Origin of the sequence: Algisphaera agarilytica (assembly GCF_014207595.1) — a bacterium.
Taxonomy (GTDB): domain Bacteria; phylum Planctomycetota; class Phycisphaerae; order Phycisphaerales; family Phycisphaeraceae; genus Algisphaera; species Algisphaera agarilytica.
In genome coordinates this window covers 1,850,050-1,863,893 of the sequence record NZ_JACHGY010000001.1, presented here as the reverse complement: position 1 = coordinate 1,863,893, position 13,844 = coordinate 1,850,050, and the positions used below count along the sequence as shown (strand labels likewise).

Below are 13,844 nucleotides of genomic sequence, written 5' to 3'. Positions count from 1 at the left end.
TCTGGGGGCCCGGGGATACCGGGCTGAGGAGGCGGGGCGGACGGACCGCCGGGGCGGTGCCAAGCGGGGGATTGTACCGATTTAAGCCGTAACCGTATGAAATTGTCGCCTGGGCTCGCCGCCCGACGGGATCAGGGGTAGTCCTGCCCCACAGGGCGGATGGTGACGGTGTTGACGTGGACGTGGGGCGGTTCGGCGACGATGTGGCAGATCGTGCGGGCGATGTCTTCGGGCTGGAGCATCTTGCCGAACTTGGCGACCGTCTTGCCGAAGTTTTCCTCGTCGTAGCCGGCGACGTCCTGGAACTCCGAGAGGACGATGCCGGGCTTGATGTTGGTGACACGGATGCCCGTCGAGCCGACCTCACGACGCAGCGCCTCGACGGCCCCCTCCACGGCAAACTTCGACGCGCCGTAGGCCCCGGAGAACGGCGAGACGTTGCTGCCCACGGTCGAGCCGAGCACGACGAGGTCGGCCCCGGGGAAGTCGGCGTCGGCGGGCGTGACCCCGGCCGCTTCGAGCTTGGCCTTCATCGCGCCGGCGACGATCCGCATGAAGTGCATCGTGCCGGTGACGTTGAGCTTGAAAAGCGATTCCCAAGCAGACTCGTCCGAAGACAGCACGCCGCCTGCCAGGCCGCGCCCGGCGTTGGCGACGACGATCTCCGGCACGCCGCCGGCCCAGTCGACCACTTGGGCCCACATCGCGTCGGTCGCGGCGGGGTCCGACACGTCCGCGGGGAACGCCTTGGCCTTGCCACCCGCTGCGGCGATCTCGGCGACGAGCGCTTCGAGCTTCTCGCCCCGGCGGGCGCTGACCGCGACCTTCGCCCCGGCCTCGGCGAGGGACTTGGCGGTGGCCCAGCCGATGCCGGCCGAGGCACCGGTGACCAGAGCAACACGATTCGTAAACGGCTGGGACATGCGACAGTTCTCCTAGTCAAAACACAGATGGAACAAGAGCCAATCTTAGACGCTGGGATTCACACGTGTCCGTTTGCGCTTGGGTTTCTTGGGGCGCTCGGCCGGGACCAGCGAGCGGAGCGTGAACAGCTTGCCGAAGCACAGCAGCACATCGCCGGGCAGGATTTCCTGGTTGCCGTGTGGCGCGGGGATCACGGCAGAGCCGCGCGTGATGCTGAGCACGAGCACCTCGCGGTCGTCCCGCAGGCCGCTGTCCCCGATGGTCACACCGGCCAACGGCGAGTCGGGCGCGACGGGGAACTCCGCGACGCCGTAGCCGGACTTGATGGTCATGCGTTGGCGGACATCGACGTCGGGCAGCAGGACCTGTTCTTCGATGTGCTCGATGATCGCCCCGGCCACGTCGATGCCGGTGACCGTCTCGATACCTTCGAGGCCGGGCGACGAGTTGACTTCCATGACCTGCGGGCCGTCACGGCCTTCGAGCATGTCGACACCCGCCACGCGGAGGCCCATGATCTGCGCCGCTTTGACCGCGGTCTGTTGGTACTGCTCGTCCAGCTCGATCGCTTCGGTCTGGCCGCCGCGGTGGACGTTGCTGCGGAACTCAGTGCCCACCGCCTTACGTCGCATCGCCGCGACAACACGCCCTCCCACCACCAACGCGCGGATGTCTCGGCCCTTGCTCTCGGCTACGAACTTCTGCAACAACACGTTCTGCCGGGCGCTCTGCAAGGTCTCGATGATCGCCTCGGCGATGTTGACGCTGTCGGCCAAAATCACGCCAACACCCTGGCTGCCCTCGAGCAGCTTGATGATCACCGGCACGCCGCCGAGCGCCTCGATCGCGGGCAGCACGTCTTCCTTGCCGCGGACAAACGCCGAGTCGGGGATGCCCACGTCGTGGCGGCTGAGGATCTGCATCGACCGCAGCTTATCGCGGCTGACGCTGATCGCGGTGGAGGTGTTCAGGCAGAACACGCCCATCTGCTCGAACTGCCGGACGACCGCGGTACCGAACTGCGTGATGCTGGCGCCGATGCGCGGGATGACCGCGTCGACCTCGCCGAACTCTTTGCCGTTGTAGGTCAGGTCGGGCGATTGCGGCTCGACGTACATCGAAAACCGCAGCGTGCTACGGACACGCAGCGTATGGCCGCGCGCCTCGGCGGCCTCGCGAAATCGCTTGACGGAGTAGCCCTTGGGGTTACGCGACAACACCACAATCTTCATGGCTGATCCCCCGTCGGGTTCGGGGCTTCTGACGAGCGGCGCTTGCGCGGCGGCCTGCTCTGAACAAACCGGCGGGACGAGTCGACCAGAAATTCTGAGGACAGCGCTTGCCGACCCAGCAGCATGCGACAGATCATCTGCTCACGCGACACCAAAGTGACCTCGCGTTTCAGGGTCTGATCGCCGATCTTGATCTCCGCCTCGACAACCAGCCGCTCTGACGTGTTGCCGTGGCTGTCCCGTACCGAAGCCCGGCGGACGATGGGTGCTTCCACCGCAACCGCGTCTTGGCGGTTGTCACGCGAACGGGCAACCTCGAAACGCACCCGCTCCCCGGGCAGTTCCTGGATGTTCCGGGCGTCGAGAGCCGACGATCGCGCACCGGTGTCGGCCTTGGCGAGCAGGCGTTTGATGCCCCAGGCGGGCAGGTCGACGTACTCGTGGTAGCCGACGATCCGCGGGCCGTCGCCGGGGGGTTGAGGTGGGTCGGGCGTGTCGTTCATCGCGGGTCTCGGGGTGCGTGGGGGAATCATACCGCCCGGCTATACTCGTGTGCTATGCCTGCTTTGTTAGATAAAGTCGAACTCCCGCTGAAATCCGCCACGTCCTCGGCGTGGGCGGCGGGGGTGTTGGCCGAGCCGTTGGCGTTGCTGTCGGACCACGCCCACCTGGAGCGGAAGGCGGCGACCAACGCGTTGGAGTTGTTGCACCAGTGGCCCGACCCGATCCCGCCGGACGCGTGGGTGACGACGATGACGGCCGTGGCGGGCGAAGAGGCCGACCACCTGCAGCTGGTGCTGCGGATCCTGCACAAGCGCGGCGGCACGTTTTCCCGCAGCCACCGCAACCCCTACGCCAAGGCCCTGCGCGACCTCATCCGCCTCGGCGGCGGCACCACCGACGCCCGGCGAAACACACTGACGGATCGGCTGATGGTCAGCGCACTGATCGAAGTGCGGTCGTGTGAGCGTTTCGCGACGCTGGCGGACTATCTGGCCGAGACGGGCGAAGATGAGGAACTCGCCAAGCTGTACAAGGGCCTCTGGGCTTCCGAGCACGGCCACTACATCACCTTCCTCGACCTGGCCCGCAAGCTCCCGGGCGTCCCCGCCGAGGCGATCGAAAGGCGCTGGCAGGAGATGCTTGAGCAAGAAGCCGCGATCCTGGCTGATCAATCCCACTATCCCGGCATGCACAGCGGCGTGCCCGAAGACACCGACCGATGAACGAACCTGCTGCCCCCACTCCTGCCGCCAAAATCCCCTGGTACATCGAACACCGCATGCGGGCCCTGCTGATCATGCTCGGCTCGTTCCTCGTGTTCGGCGCGGTCGTGTTCACCACGGTGTTCGTCCTCACGGTGAATCACCTCAAGACCACCGTGCCTTATCAGATCGCGGTCGAGCGGGTGGTGAACTACCACGGGGTGCAATCGAACCTGGGCAAGCCCGTCGAGCCGACCTGGCTCGCCGCGGGGCAGGTCAACGACAAGACCGGCTACACCGAGATGACCTTCCGCATCGCCGGCCCGACGGGCAAAGGCGTGGTCCGCGCGGTCCTCGAACGCGACCCCGAGGACGACGCCAGCGAATGGGAACTCGTCTTCCTCGACGTCGCGACCTACAGCGACTTCGGCGTCGAGATGGTCGAGATCATCAACGACAAGCCGCCGACGGGGGTGCAACTACCCGAGCCCACGCCCGAAGCGAAGAAAAAGTACGGCGTCGAGGACGAGCCCACGGATGAAGCAAGTGATGAGTAAACAGTGAACAGTGATGAGTCCAAGGCAAGCCGGATACCCATCGCTGTGCTCCGCTCGACTCATCACTGTTCACTTGTCACTCATCACTGAGATCCGCGTTAACGGATCTTGACGGTCGCCAGCGCGATCGCGGCAAGTAGCACCGTGATCAGCCAGAACCGGATCACGACCTGCTGCTCGGTCCAGCCTTCGAGGTGGAAGTGGTGGTGGATCGGGGCACACTTGAAGATGCGTCGGCCCTTGGTGATCTTGAAGTAAGCCACCTGCAGCATCACGCTGACGGCTTCCATTACGAACACCCCGCCGATGACAAACAGCAGGAATTCCTGGCGGATGACCACGGCAATAAAGCCCAGCAGTCCGCCGAGCGGAAGCGAGCCAGTGTCGCCCATGAACACCTGCGCGGGGTTGCAGTTGAACCACAGGAAGCCGAGGCAAGCCCCAACCATCGACGCGGCGACGACCGCCAACTCATCGCTGAGCGGGATGTGCGGCACCAGCAGGTACTTGGCCAAGACAAAGTCTTCGTGGGCGTAACCCGCGATCAGGCAGAGCACGAGCATGGCGAACGCGACGATGACCATGATCCCGCTCGCCAGGCCGTCCATGCCATCGGTAAGGTTGACCGCGTTGGACGAGAAGACCATCACCAAGACGGCGATCAGCACGAACAACGCCGGGGGTAAAACGATCAAACCCGGGCTCTGCACGAACTCGCCCGCGTCTTTCACCCAGGTCTTGAGGCCCGGGATGTTCAGCGCCCGGGCCATGTCGGTGAACTCGCTGCCGGTGACGAACATGCGCTCGGGGTGGTTCACCACAAAGAACCCCAGCAAGACCGACAGCGCGATCTGGAACAGCATCTTCTCCCACGAGTGCAGGCCCTGCCGACCGGTGCTGCGGCGGGCCGCGGTGAGCTTGAGCCAATCGTCGACCAGCCCGATGAGGAAGAAGCCCACCAGGCAGACCATCGCCATGCGGACGTAGAAGCTGCTGAGGTCCGCTAGCAACAGCGTGGTCAGGAAGATCGCCCCGGCGATCATGATCCCGCCCATGGTGGGCGTGTTGCTCTTGGCCTTCATGAGCTCGTTGACGTCCGCTCGGCCGAAGTCGGGGTTGTCGCCGACCTTCTTCATGACCAGCCAGCCGATGGTTCGCTTGCCGGAGACGACGACGATCGTGAAGCTCAGGATGATCGCCAGCACCGCCCGGAACTCAACCCACTGAAACACACCGAGCGCCCCCAGCCATTCGCTGGCGTGGATCGTGTCGCGGAAGAGGTCGGTGAGGTAGTAGAGCAAGGGCGGGGTTGGGAGTTGGGGGTTAGGAGTTAGGAGATTAGTCGGTTCTATTTCACCGAAAGCCCGCGGATGGCGGAGCCTTCCGCGCGGTTCTACACCTTCGGGTACTTGGCCTCGACCGCAGGGATGATACGCTCCAACGCCATGCCGCGTGAACCCTTAAGCAGCAGCGTGTCGCCGGGTTGCACGAGGTCCGCGATCTTCGTCGGCAGACCATCGGACCAAACCTCGCCCCTGAACAGCTCGCCAACCAACACCAGATGATCGGCGATCACCCCCGCCTCGGCTGAGATTTCCCGGTGGGCCGCTTCACCCGCCACGCCCAGCTCCAGCATGTCGCCCAGCACCGCGATCTTTCGGCCGTCACTTTCCGCCAGCACCTCCAACGCCGCCCGCATCGAGTCGGGGTTGGCGTTGTACGAATCATCGAGCACCGTGACGCCTTGCCCCAATTCGATCTGCCGCAAACGCCCCGCCGGGGGCTCGGCACACCGCAGCGCATCGTTCACCGCGTCGCCCGACAGCTCCAGCCAGCGACACAACGCAACGACCAGCGCCGCGTTCATCCGGTTGTGTTCGCCCAGCAACGGGAAGTCTTCGGGGACATCGCGGTCGTGCCGGACGGGCAGCATGATCACGCCTTCCTGCACGTTGTAGTACGGGGCGATCAGCTCCGCCGCCTCGGCGGGAAGGGTGACGTAGCCGTGGGGGCGGACGAAGGGCAGGATCGCGGCTTCTTCCTTCGCGACACCTTGGATGTCCTTGAAGAACTCCAGATGTTCGCTGCCGATGCTGGTGATGACCGTCGCGTCGGGCCAGGCGATGTCGCCGAGCGAGGCGATCTCGCCGGGGTGGTTCGTTCCGATCTCACAAGCGATGAAGTCGTGGTCGAGCTGCGCTGCCAACAGCGTCAACGGCACGCCGAGGTGGTTGTTGAAGCTCTTGGGCGACTGCGTGCCGTGGAGGCCGCAGCGGGTGAGCACGTGGTGGATGAGTTGGCGGGTCGTGGTCTTGCCGTTGGACCCGCAGACCGCGATGACCTTGCAGTCGTGCTTCGCGAGTTCGTCCCGGTACGCGCTGGCGAGTTCTTGCAATGCCGCGACCGTGTCGTCCACGAGTAGCACCGGTCCCGGACCCACAGCGGCCTCGTCGCTCACGATCGCGCAGGCCGCGCCGTTTTCCAGGGCGCTACCCACGAAGCGGTGGCCGTCGTGGTTCTCGCCTTTGACCGCGAGGTAGACCTGACCGGGTTGGAGTGTCCGCGTGTCGTGAGACAGTCCGGTGGCTTGTGCCGTGTAGTCCGTAGGCTCAATCGTCCACTCGCCGCCGGTGACGCGTTCAAGGTTTTCGTAGCTCCAGAACGCGCTCATGAATCGTGCTGCTCCACCCATTTCGCAAGCGCTGCCGCCGCTTGTTCGCGGTCGTCGAAGTGGATCTTTTCGTTGCCGAGGATCTGGTAGTCCTCGTGGCCCTTGCCCGCGATGAGCACAGTGTCGTTGGCGGTCGCTCTGAGGATGGCGGACTCGATCGCCATGGCGCGGTCGATCTCGACCGTGAGCGCCTCGCGTTTACCTCGTGGCACCCCCGCCTCGGTATCACTCAGAATCTGCCGCGGGTCCTCGGTGCGTGGGTTGTCGCTGGTGAGAAACAACACATCCGCCACCTCGGCCACAGCGGCAGCCATCTTGGGGCGTTTGGTACGGTCTCGGTCGCCGCCACATCCGAACACACAGATGAGCTTCCCCTTCGTCAGAGGATGGACCGTCTTCAAAACCGTCGAAAGTGCATCGGGGGTGTGCGCATAATCCACCAGGACCGATGGACACTCCCCATGGACTTCTGCTGTGCTCGTTTGGACACGCTCCAACCTGCCTGGCACCGGGGGGCAGTTCGCAATGCTCTGCGCCCAATCACACTTCGCATTCGGCACAAGAGCAAATGCCGCCGTGAGCGCCTGCAGAGCATTCATCAGGTTGTAATCACCCGTCAGAGGCAGATTCGCGTCAAACGCGTCCCAGCGTCCTTCGAATTTTGCACTGCTTCCACTGGCCGTCATCTCGCTTGGCCATGCCGAAGCGTCCGCGTGACCTCGCTCATCCGCCACCGCGCTCAACACCACGTCTTGTTCGACACTAGACAACTCAATTAGCTTGAGACCTTCATCTTCACAGTTCACCACCGCCACACCGGACTCCGACAGCAGGCCCAACAACTTCGCCTTCGCCGCGGCGTAGTTCTCCATCGTGCCGTGGTAGTCGAGGTGGTCCTGGGTCAGGTTGGTGAATACCGCGACCTCAAACTCCAGCCCATCGACTCGGCCCTGATCCAACGCATGACTGGACACCTCCATCGCGCACGCCCCGCAGCCGTGCTTGACCATCTCGACAAAGTGGCGGTGCAGGTCGATGGCGCCCGGCGTGGTCAGCTCGGCGGTGAGCGGCCCTTCGGATGAGCCGTGGTCAATCGTAACGGTGCCGATCAATCCACACTTCATGCCCGCCGCATTGAGCAGGTATTGGGACAGCGTGGCGACGGTCGTCTTGCCGTTGGTCCCGGTGATCCCGATCAGTTTCAACCGCTTGGCGGGTTCGCCGAAGAATCGAGCCGACAGTCGGCCGGCCAGGCGTTGATCGATCGGCCCCGAACCCTCACCTGCCCCAACCACTAACCCAACCCCCGGAGGCACCTCAATCGCCTCGGGCACGACCAGCGCGGCCGCGCCCCGCTCGATCGCGTCCGCCGCAAAAGTTTTCCAACGATCATCGCCCGTGTCGCGCGCGATGAACAAGCAGCCCTCGCTCACCCGACGGGAGTCGTCGGTCAGGTCCGATAGTTCCAGCCCGCCGTCACCCGCAACGAGGGGCAGGCCGAGGTTTTCGATGAGAGACGACAGAATCATGGGTGCAACCACACTAAGGCAAATACCGAACCCGCCTGACTTTCATCATCGGCCGTGTGGCCGGGTGACGGACAAGTTTGCGGCCGATGCGTCGGGGCACAAGTCTCTCTGCTCGATATCCGATGTAATTGATAACCCTATATACGAATCGGCCGCCGACAACCTCCTTCCTCATGCCCCACGAATCCACCCCTATTGAGACGATCCGCCTGAGCGCTCGCGACAAGCAAAAGCTTGTCGATTACATCGAGCACTCGGGGAAGAAAGTAATCAACAACGACCGCCGGGCGTTGCGTGTTGATTTCCACGGGCGTAAGGTCCTGGTCACCATCACCAACAACCACGGCCAACGTGTGAGCCACAGCGTGCTGCCCCGCAACCTGAGCCGCAACGGCATCGCGTTTGTACACGGCCGATTCGTTTACCCCGAGTCCCGTTGCCAAGTCACTCTGCCGATGCAGAACGGAAAGTGGTACGCCGTGGAAGGAGAGGTCCGCACCTGCCGCCACATCCAGGGCATCATTCACGAGATTGCTATCGTTTTTGATGAGCCCCTAAACCTCAACGACTTTGTGCGACTAACCGCATCACAGCAGGAAAAGCACAGGGCTGAGCAGTCCCAAGACTTCGACCCCGAACACGATATGGACGTCAACTCGGTGGGCCGAACGTTGGTCATCGACGACATGGCGACCGACCGCAAGCTCTATCGGCTGTGGCTGGAGAAGCTGAACATGGCGACCAACGAAGCCAGCGGCGTGACAACGACGATCGAACAGATGTCCCAGTGCCAGTTCGACCTGATTATGATCAACCTTGAGCTCGGCGAAGAGTCGGGCATCGAATTGATCCAGCACCTGCGTGGCCAGGGTTTCGAACGGCCCATCATCGCCACATCGGCCAGCGATCACAAAACCGAGGAAAACGCAGCCATCGAGGCTGGTGCCACCGCATTTCTTGTCAAGCCCTTCGGGTTGGAAGACCTGCGGGTCGCGCTCGAAGACTCCCTATCGATTGACACCTCGGCTACCAACGAAGCCGATGCCGTGTACAGCACCTTGGCGGATGACGCCGAGATGCTCCCGCTCATCGAAGAGTTTGTCAGCACGCTGGGCCCGCTATCGATGCGCCTCCGCCGGGCCAACGCCGACGCCGACCTGAAAACCATCGAACAGCTCTGCCAGAACCTCAAGGGTGCCGGGGCGGGCTACGGCTTCGAGGCGATCACGACGATGGCGCGCTACGCCATGGACAGCCTGGAGGCCGCCGAGCAAGACGCCGAGTCGATCCGCAAAACGGTCAACGACTTGGTGCAGACCCTCCGCCGGTCGCGCGCTGGTGTCCCCGCCGAATCCTGATTTCGGGGCGGACCTTCATTCCATCTGATGTGCCGCGAACAATATCGCCTACAGCGAGACGCTTTATCGCGTGGCGATGGCGGGGGTGTTGCCCTCACGGACCCAGACGCTGCCTTTGCCGCGGTGGCCGACGACCGTATTGAGCCGACGCAGATAGGTCTGCAGAGCCATCTCATCGAAACGCTCGAGGAATTCCGGAGACGCACTGCGGTTCTTGAGTTGAATCTGCTCAATCATCTGCTGCTTGCTCATCGTGACGTGTCCTCAGGCTCGAAAAGGTCCATCAAAGCGGGGCAGGATCGCCCATGCTCCTCGTCTGGGCACCATCGGCCCCACGCCGCCACGCCCATGAGGGTGTAACCGCCACGGACGTGATCCCCCGTGCCCCCCAAGCCCACCGCTCTCTCAGATCCCGTCCACGCAGCGGTATACTGGAGCTCGGGCGTGAGGCGGGGGCTTCTCGCCTTTCCATACCGCCACCCCATCCCAGGTCATCGCCATGCCCATCACCATCAACAGCCCCTACTCCGGCCGCCCCGTCAAAATCCGCGACGAAGACATCGGCCGTGCCGTCCGCGACGAGGAAGACCGCATCTTCTACGTCGTCCAACGCGGCTCGGGCGAGGGCTACTACGCCGCCCCGACCCGCAAGGGCTCGGAGAAGGATGAACAGCGTTACGACGCGATGCAGAACAAGATGGACACCGTTCAGGAGCAGGTCACCGCTCAGCACCAGGCGGTCCACGACGCGACGGGCCGCAAGCGCTCGCCGGTCATGCGTCGGCTGGTCCTGATCGTAGTGCTGGCGATCCTCGCAGCGGGGGGGTACTCGATCTACTTCCTCTCCACCGGCGGCACGGTCTCCGAGCTGCTCGACAAGGTCCGCCCCGCGGAGACTCCGATGACCGAACCCCGGCCGTAACCCGCGTGATCCGACATCGCCGGAACCCCCGACGGGGGGTAAGATCACGGCATGTTTAAATCCATTGCCCTGTGCTCGTGTCTGATCGCCGCCTTGAGTGTCGCCACGGGCTGTGGCTTCCAACCCGAAGAGCCCCCGGCCGCGGAGGGCGAGCTCCGGTTCATCAGCGGCTCGGCCATCAAAACCCTCGACCCGCAGGCCACGAGTTGGCTGATCGATTTCCGCATCATCGAAGGCCTCTTCGAGCCGCTGCTGCGCGTGAACCCGGCGACCATGGAGATCGAACCGTCCGCCGCCGAGGCCCTGCCGCAAGTCAGCGACGACGGCACGGTCTACACCTTCACCATCCGCGAAAACGCCAAGTGGTCCAACGGCGACCCGCTGCTCGCCTCGGACTACGCCTACGGCTGGCAGCGTGCATTGCTGTTCGACCTCGCCGCCGACTACTCCGCCTTGTTCTTCTGCATCGAAGGGGCCGAGGACTTCTTCAATTGGCGTGGTGGGCAGCTGCGGAACTTCAAAGACTCGGGCGTTTCCGCAGAAGACCTTTGGGCGCAGACCCAAGCCCGCTTCGACGAAACCGTGGGCATCAAAGCGTTAGACGAACGCACGCTTCAGGTCACGCTCCAACAACCCACCGCTTTTTTCAACGAACTCGTGGCGTTCGCGCCGTTTTCACCGGTCCACCGCGCGAGTGCCGACGCTTACCTCAAGCCCGACGCCGAGACGGGCACCGTGACCATGGACCCGGTCTACTTCCAAAAGCCCGAGCTGATCGTCAGCAACGGCCCCTACCGGCTCGACACCTGGCAATTCAAGCAACGGCTCATCCTCGAGCAAAACCCCAACTGGTGGAACCGCGACGCGATGGGCAACACCCGTGTGACCATGCAGGTCAACACCGACCCGGGCAACGGGCTGCTCCGCTACGGCGAGGGCGAGACCGATTGGTACCCCAGCTTCCCCACCGCGTCGCAAGACGCCGCCAAGCTCGTCGCCTCCGGCCGAGCCGATGTGCACTACGGCGCCGCAGCAGGCACCTATTTCTACACCTTCAACTGTGAGCCAACCTACGAGGGTAAGCCCAATCCATTCGCCGACGCCCGGGTCCGCCGCGCGTTTTCGCTAGCGGTGGACCGCAAAACACTGGTCGAAAACGTGACCCAGCTCAACCAACCCGTTGCGCTCACGTTCATCCCGCCCGACGCCCTACCGAACTACACCGCCCCAACGGATGCGGGTGTGAGCTTCGACCCCGCCGCGGCCAAGACCCTGCTCGCCGAGGCGGGCTACCCCAACGGCGACGGCCTGTCGGGCATCACCCTGCTGATCAACGAAGGCGGCGGCCACGAAGACCCCGCCCAGGCGATCCGCAAGGGCTGGGAAACCCACCTGGGCGTTACCGTTCAGATCGAATCGGTCGAGCGCACCACCTTCAGCGACCGCCTGAAAAACCAGGGCTTTCAGATCGCCCGGGCCGGCTGGTTCGGCGACTACCGCGACCCCACGACCTTCCTCGACAAGTTCCACTCGCGTAACAACAACAACGACGCCAAGTACGCCAACGCCGAGTACGACCAATTGCTCGACGCCGCCGAGACGGAGATGGACGCGCCCACTCGCCTGAAGATGTTGGCCGAAGCCGAGGCGTTGATGCTCGCCGAGCAGCCGTTGATGCCGCTCTACCACTACACAAACCTCGAGCTCTTCGATCCCGCGCGGGTGAAGAACCACCACCCCAACCCTTGGAACGTGCGCCGCCTGGACGCGATCGAGGTGGTCGGGGCAGGAGAATAGAAAACCAGCAAAGCAGAAACATTGCTGGGCTGACCAATCCTTTTCTGCATTTGATTTTTGCTGCTTCGCTGCTTTTCTTATGGCCTCGCTGATCCTCCGACGCTTGATCCAGTTGCCGTTGATCCTCGCGATCATCTTCCTGGTAACGTTCACGCTGGTCTGGGTGCTGCCCGGCAACCCGTTGGACCGCGCCGAAGGGCGTCGGCCTCCGCCGGAGGTCGAGCAGGCGATGAAAGCCCGATACAACCTCGACTCGCCGACGAGCTTCCTCGTGGGTTACGCCAAGGGCGCGCTAGTCGGCGACTTCGGGCCTAGCTTGGAATACCGCGGGCGTTCGGTCCGCGAAATCATCGCCGAGGGTTTGCCGATCAGCGCGTCGCTGGGCTTCGCGGCGTTGGGTGTGGCGTTGTTCCTCGGTACATTGGCTGGGGTGCTCGGCGCGTTGAAGCCCGGCAGCCCGCTGGACCATATGAGCCTGGGCGTGGCGCTCCTGGGGATCAGCCTGCCTAACTTCGTCACGGGCACGATCCTGCTCGTCGTGTTTGCGGGGATGCTCAACTGGGTGCCGGTGGGGGGGTGGAGCTCGCCACGGGACATGATCCTGCCCGCGATCACGCTGGGCCTTGCGCCCGCGGCCTATATCGCCCGGCTGATCCGGCTGGGACTGGCCGACATCATGAGCGCCGACTTCATCCGCACCGCCCGCGCCAAGGGGTTGTCGAATCACAAAGCGCTGTTCAAACACGCCATGAAAGTCGCCTACCTCCCGGTGCTTTCGTTCCTCGGCCCCGCCGCCGCCTCGGTGATGACCGGCTCGTTCGTCGTTGAAAAAGTCTTCAATATCCCCGGCATCGGCGAGTACTTCGTCAACTCGGTCCTCAACAAAGACCAGTCGCTGATCCTCGGCATCGTACTCGTCTACGCCACCATGCTCATCCTGTTCAACCTCGTTGTCGATGTCGCCTACGCCTGGCTGGACCCGCGCATCGAGCTGTAGTTTCGTAGGTCAGGTCTTCGACCTGACATGGTCGCCTAGATAACAGGGTGTCAGGTCGAAGACCTGACCTACGAATCAAACAACCTTATCGCACGGCTCGTAAATTGGATTGAACGCCTATACAACCCCGGCTATCTTGCTGGAAGATGTCTTCAACCCCACCCCACGACCCGAAGCTCATCGCCATCCTCACCGCCGCCGCCACCGCGGCGCTCGGCCGAGACGTGCTCATCACCGCGGTCCAGGCGGCACCGTCACCTCCACCTGACGACGACACCCGACCTTCTCCGCCCGGAAAGGCCAAGCCATGAAGATGCTCATCACCGTTGACGGCCAAGCCTATCACGTCGAGGTCCAAATCCTCGAAGAGGAAAAAGCCACCGTCATCACCGACCTGCCCGTCGCGTCGAGCATCACGCTGCTGCCGCCGTCGTCGCAACGCGAAGACACCGTCGAGAGCCCTCTCACCGGCAACGTACTCGAGGTTCTGGTCAAGCCCGGCGACACCGTGGCGGCCAACGAAACGCTGGTCGTCATCGAAGCCATGAAGATGGAGTCCAGCGTCGTCTCACCCCACGCGGGCATCGTCAAAGAAGTTCACGTCAGCGTCGGCGACACCGCCACGGTCAACCAGGTCCTCGTGACGTTCTGA

General features: G+C 63.6%; 15 protein-coding genes. 8 read left to right on the top strand and 7 right to left on the bottom strand.

Going from position 1 to position 13,844, the window contains the following annotated elements:
* Positions 1-131 precede the first annotated feature (131 nt).
* The 3 genes from HNQ40_RS07850 to HNQ40_RS07840 are packed head-to-tail and all read right to left on the bottom strand — an operon-like array spanning position 132 to position 2,659.
* Positions 132-923: an SDR family NAD(P)-dependent oxidoreductase gene (locus HNQ40_RS07850; RefSeq protein WP_184677326.1), complete on the bottom strand. Its 792-nt coding sequence runs from the start codon at positions 921-923 to the stop codon at positions 132-134.
* 45 nt (positions 924-968) lie between these two features.
* A complete protein-coding gene (locus HNQ40_RS07845; protein WP_184677325.1) occupies positions 969-2,156 on the bottom strand; it encodes a RimK family alpha-L-glutamate ligase in 1,188 nt (395 codons plus the stop codon).
* Positions 2,153-2,659, bottom strand: a complete 507-nt coding sequence (locus HNQ40_RS07840) for an ATP-dependent zinc protease family protein (protein ID WP_184677324.1) — start codon at positions 2,657-2,659, stop codon at positions 2,153-2,155. Before HNQ40_RS07840 ends, HNQ40_RS07845 begins: the two co-directional genes overlap by 4 nt.
* A 54-nt stretch (positions 2,660-2,713) precedes the next feature.
* Between HNQ40_RS07840 and miaE the strand changes: the two genes are divergently transcribed.
* Both miaE and HNQ40_RS07830 read left to right on the top strand, forming a co-directional pair.
* Positions 2,714-3,382, top strand: coding sequence for a tRNA-(ms[2]io[6]A)-hydroxylase (gene miaE / locus HNQ40_RS07835; protein ID WP_184677323.1), 669 nt, complete (start codon positions 2,714-2,716; stop codon positions 3,380-3,382).
* Entirely contained in the window at positions 3,379-3,918 is a 540-nt protein-coding gene (locus tag HNQ40_RS07830; protein WP_184677322.1) for a cytochrome c oxidase assembly factor Coa1 family protein, read from the top strand. Before miaE ends, HNQ40_RS07830 begins: the two co-directional genes overlap by 4 nt.
* 98 nt (positions 3,919-4,016) lie before the next feature.
* Here HNQ40_RS07830 and mraY read toward each other — a convergent pair whose 3' ends face one another.
* From mraY to HNQ40_RS07815, 3 genes are all read right to left on the bottom strand, one after another.
* Positions 4,017-5,219: a phospho-N-acetylmuramoyl-pentapeptide-transferase gene (gene mraY, locus HNQ40_RS07825; protein ID WP_184677321.1), complete on the bottom strand. Its 1,203-nt coding sequence runs from the start codon at positions 5,217-5,219 to the stop codon at positions 4,017-4,019.
* A gap of 92 nt (positions 5,220-5,311) precedes the next feature.
* Positions 5,312-6,589 carry a UDP-N-acetylmuramoyl-tripeptide--D-alanyl-D-alanine ligase gene (locus tag HNQ40_RS07820; RefSeq protein ID WP_184677320.1) on the bottom strand — a complete coding sequence of 426 codons (1,278 nt, stop codon included), beginning with the start codon at positions 6,587-6,589 and terminating at the stop codon, positions 5,312-5,314.
* Positions 6,586-8,118, bottom strand: coding sequence for a UDP-N-acetylmuramoyl-L-alanyl-D-glutamate--2,6-diaminopimelate ligase (locus HNQ40_RS07815; protein WP_184677319.1), 1,533 nt, complete (start codon positions 8,116-8,118; stop codon positions 6,586-6,588). The genes HNQ40_RS07820 and HNQ40_RS07815 overlap by 4 nt, the downstream gene beginning before the upstream one ends.
* Positions 8,119-8,291: 173 nt before the next feature.
* Between HNQ40_RS07815 and HNQ40_RS07810 the strand changes: the two genes are divergently transcribed.
* Positions 8,292-9,476 (top strand): response regulator, encoded by a 1,185-nt coding sequence (locus HNQ40_RS07810; RefSeq protein WP_184677318.1) that lies wholly within the window; start codon positions 8,292-8,294, stop codon positions 9,474-9,476.
* A gap of 63 nt (positions 9,477-9,539) precedes the next feature.
* Here the strand turns inward: HNQ40_RS07810 and HNQ40_RS07805 are convergent, their stop codons facing one another.
* Positions 9,540-9,728 carry a hypothetical protein gene (locus tag HNQ40_RS07805; protein WP_184677317.1) on the bottom strand — a complete coding sequence of 63 codons (189 nt, stop codon included), beginning with the start codon at positions 9,726-9,728 and terminating at the stop codon, positions 9,540-9,542.
* 247 nt (positions 9,729-9,975) lie between these two features.
* Here HNQ40_RS07805 and HNQ40_RS07800 point away from each other — a divergent pair, with 247 nt between their 5' ends.
* From HNQ40_RS07800 to HNQ40_RS07780, 5 genes are all read left to right on the top strand, one after another.
* Positions 9,976-10,398, top strand: a complete 423-nt coding sequence (locus HNQ40_RS07800) for a hypothetical protein (RefSeq protein ID WP_184677316.1) — start codon at positions 9,976-9,978, stop codon at positions 10,396-10,398.
* Between the two features lie 51 nt (positions 10,399-10,449).
* Entirely contained in the window at positions 10,450-12,195 is a 1,746-nt protein-coding gene (locus tag HNQ40_RS07795; protein ID WP_184677315.1) for a peptide ABC transporter substrate-binding protein, read from the top strand.
* Between the two features lie 79 nt (positions 12,196-12,274).
* A complete protein-coding gene (locus HNQ40_RS07790; RefSeq protein WP_184677314.1) occupies positions 12,275-13,192 on the top strand; it encodes an ABC transporter permease in 918 nt (305 codons plus the stop codon).
* 146 nt (positions 13,193-13,338) lie between these two features.
* Positions 13,339-13,503, top strand: a complete 165-nt coding sequence (locus tag HNQ40_RS07785) for a hypothetical protein (protein ID WP_184677313.1) — start codon at positions 13,339-13,341, stop codon at positions 13,501-13,503.
* Entirely contained in the window at positions 13,500-13,844 is a 345-nt protein-coding gene (locus HNQ40_RS07780) for a biotin/lipoyl-containing protein (RefSeq protein WP_184677312.1), read from the top strand. Before HNQ40_RS07785 ends, HNQ40_RS07780 begins: the two co-directional genes overlap by 4 nt.

What these genes read in the sequence shown, in the direction of transcription:
- HNQ40_RS07845 (WP_184677325.1), bottom strand. Translation starts at nt 2,156, where the DNA reads ATGAAGATTGTGGTGTTGTCGCGTAACCCCAAGGGCTACTCCGTCAAG.
- HNQ40_RS07785 (WP_184677313.1), top strand. Translation starts at nt 13,339, where the DNA reads ATGTCTTCAACCCCACCCCACGACCCGAAGCTCATCGCCATCCTCACC.
- HNQ40_RS07810 (WP_184677318.1), top strand. Translation starts at nt 8,292, where the DNA reads ATGCCCCACGAATCCACCCCTATTGAGACGATCCGCCTGAGCGCTCGC.
- HNQ40_RS07780 (WP_184677312.1), top strand. Translation starts at nt 13,500, where the DNA reads ATGAAGATGCTCATCACCGTTGACGGCCAAGCCTATCACGTCGAGGTC.
- HNQ40_RS07830 (WP_184677322.1), top strand. Translation starts at nt 3,379, where the DNA reads ATGAACGAACCTGCTGCCCCCACTCCTGCCGCCAAAATCCCCTGGTAC.
- miaE (WP_184677323.1), top strand. Translation starts at nt 2,714, where the DNA reads ATGCCTGCTTTGTTAGATAAAGTCGAACTCCCGCTGAAATCCGCCACG.
- HNQ40_RS07795 (WP_184677315.1), top strand. Translation starts at nt 10,450, where the DNA reads ATGTTTAAATCCATTGCCCTGTGCTCGTGTCTGATCGCCGCCTTGAGT.
- HNQ40_RS07815 (WP_184677319.1), bottom strand. Translation starts at nt 8,118, where the DNA reads ATGATTCTGTCGTCTCTCATCGAAAACCTCGGCCTGCCCCTCGTTGCG.
- HNQ40_RS07790 (WP_184677314.1), top strand. Translation starts at nt 12,275, where the DNA reads ATGGCCTCGCTGATCCTCCGACGCTTGATCCAGTTGCCGTTGATCCTC.
- HNQ40_RS07840 (WP_184677324.1), bottom strand. Translation starts at nt 2,659, where the DNA reads ATGAACGACACGCCCGACCCACCTCAACCCCCCGGCGACGGCCCGCGG.
- HNQ40_RS07805 (WP_184677317.1), bottom strand. Translation starts at nt 9,728, where the DNA reads ATGAGCAAGCAGCAGATGATTGAGCAGATTCAACTCAAGAACCGCAGT.
- HNQ40_RS07800 (WP_184677316.1), top strand. Translation starts at nt 9,976, where the DNA reads ATGCCCATCACCATCAACAGCCCCTACTCCGGCCGCCCCGTCAAAATC.
- HNQ40_RS07850 (WP_184677326.1), bottom strand. Translation starts at nt 923, where the DNA reads ATGTCCCAGCCGTTTACGAATCGTGTTGCTCTGGTCACCGGTGCCTCG.
- HNQ40_RS07820 (WP_184677320.1), bottom strand. Translation starts at nt 6,589, where the DNA reads ATGAGCGCGTTCTGGAGCTACGAAAACCTTGAACGCGTCACCGGCGGC.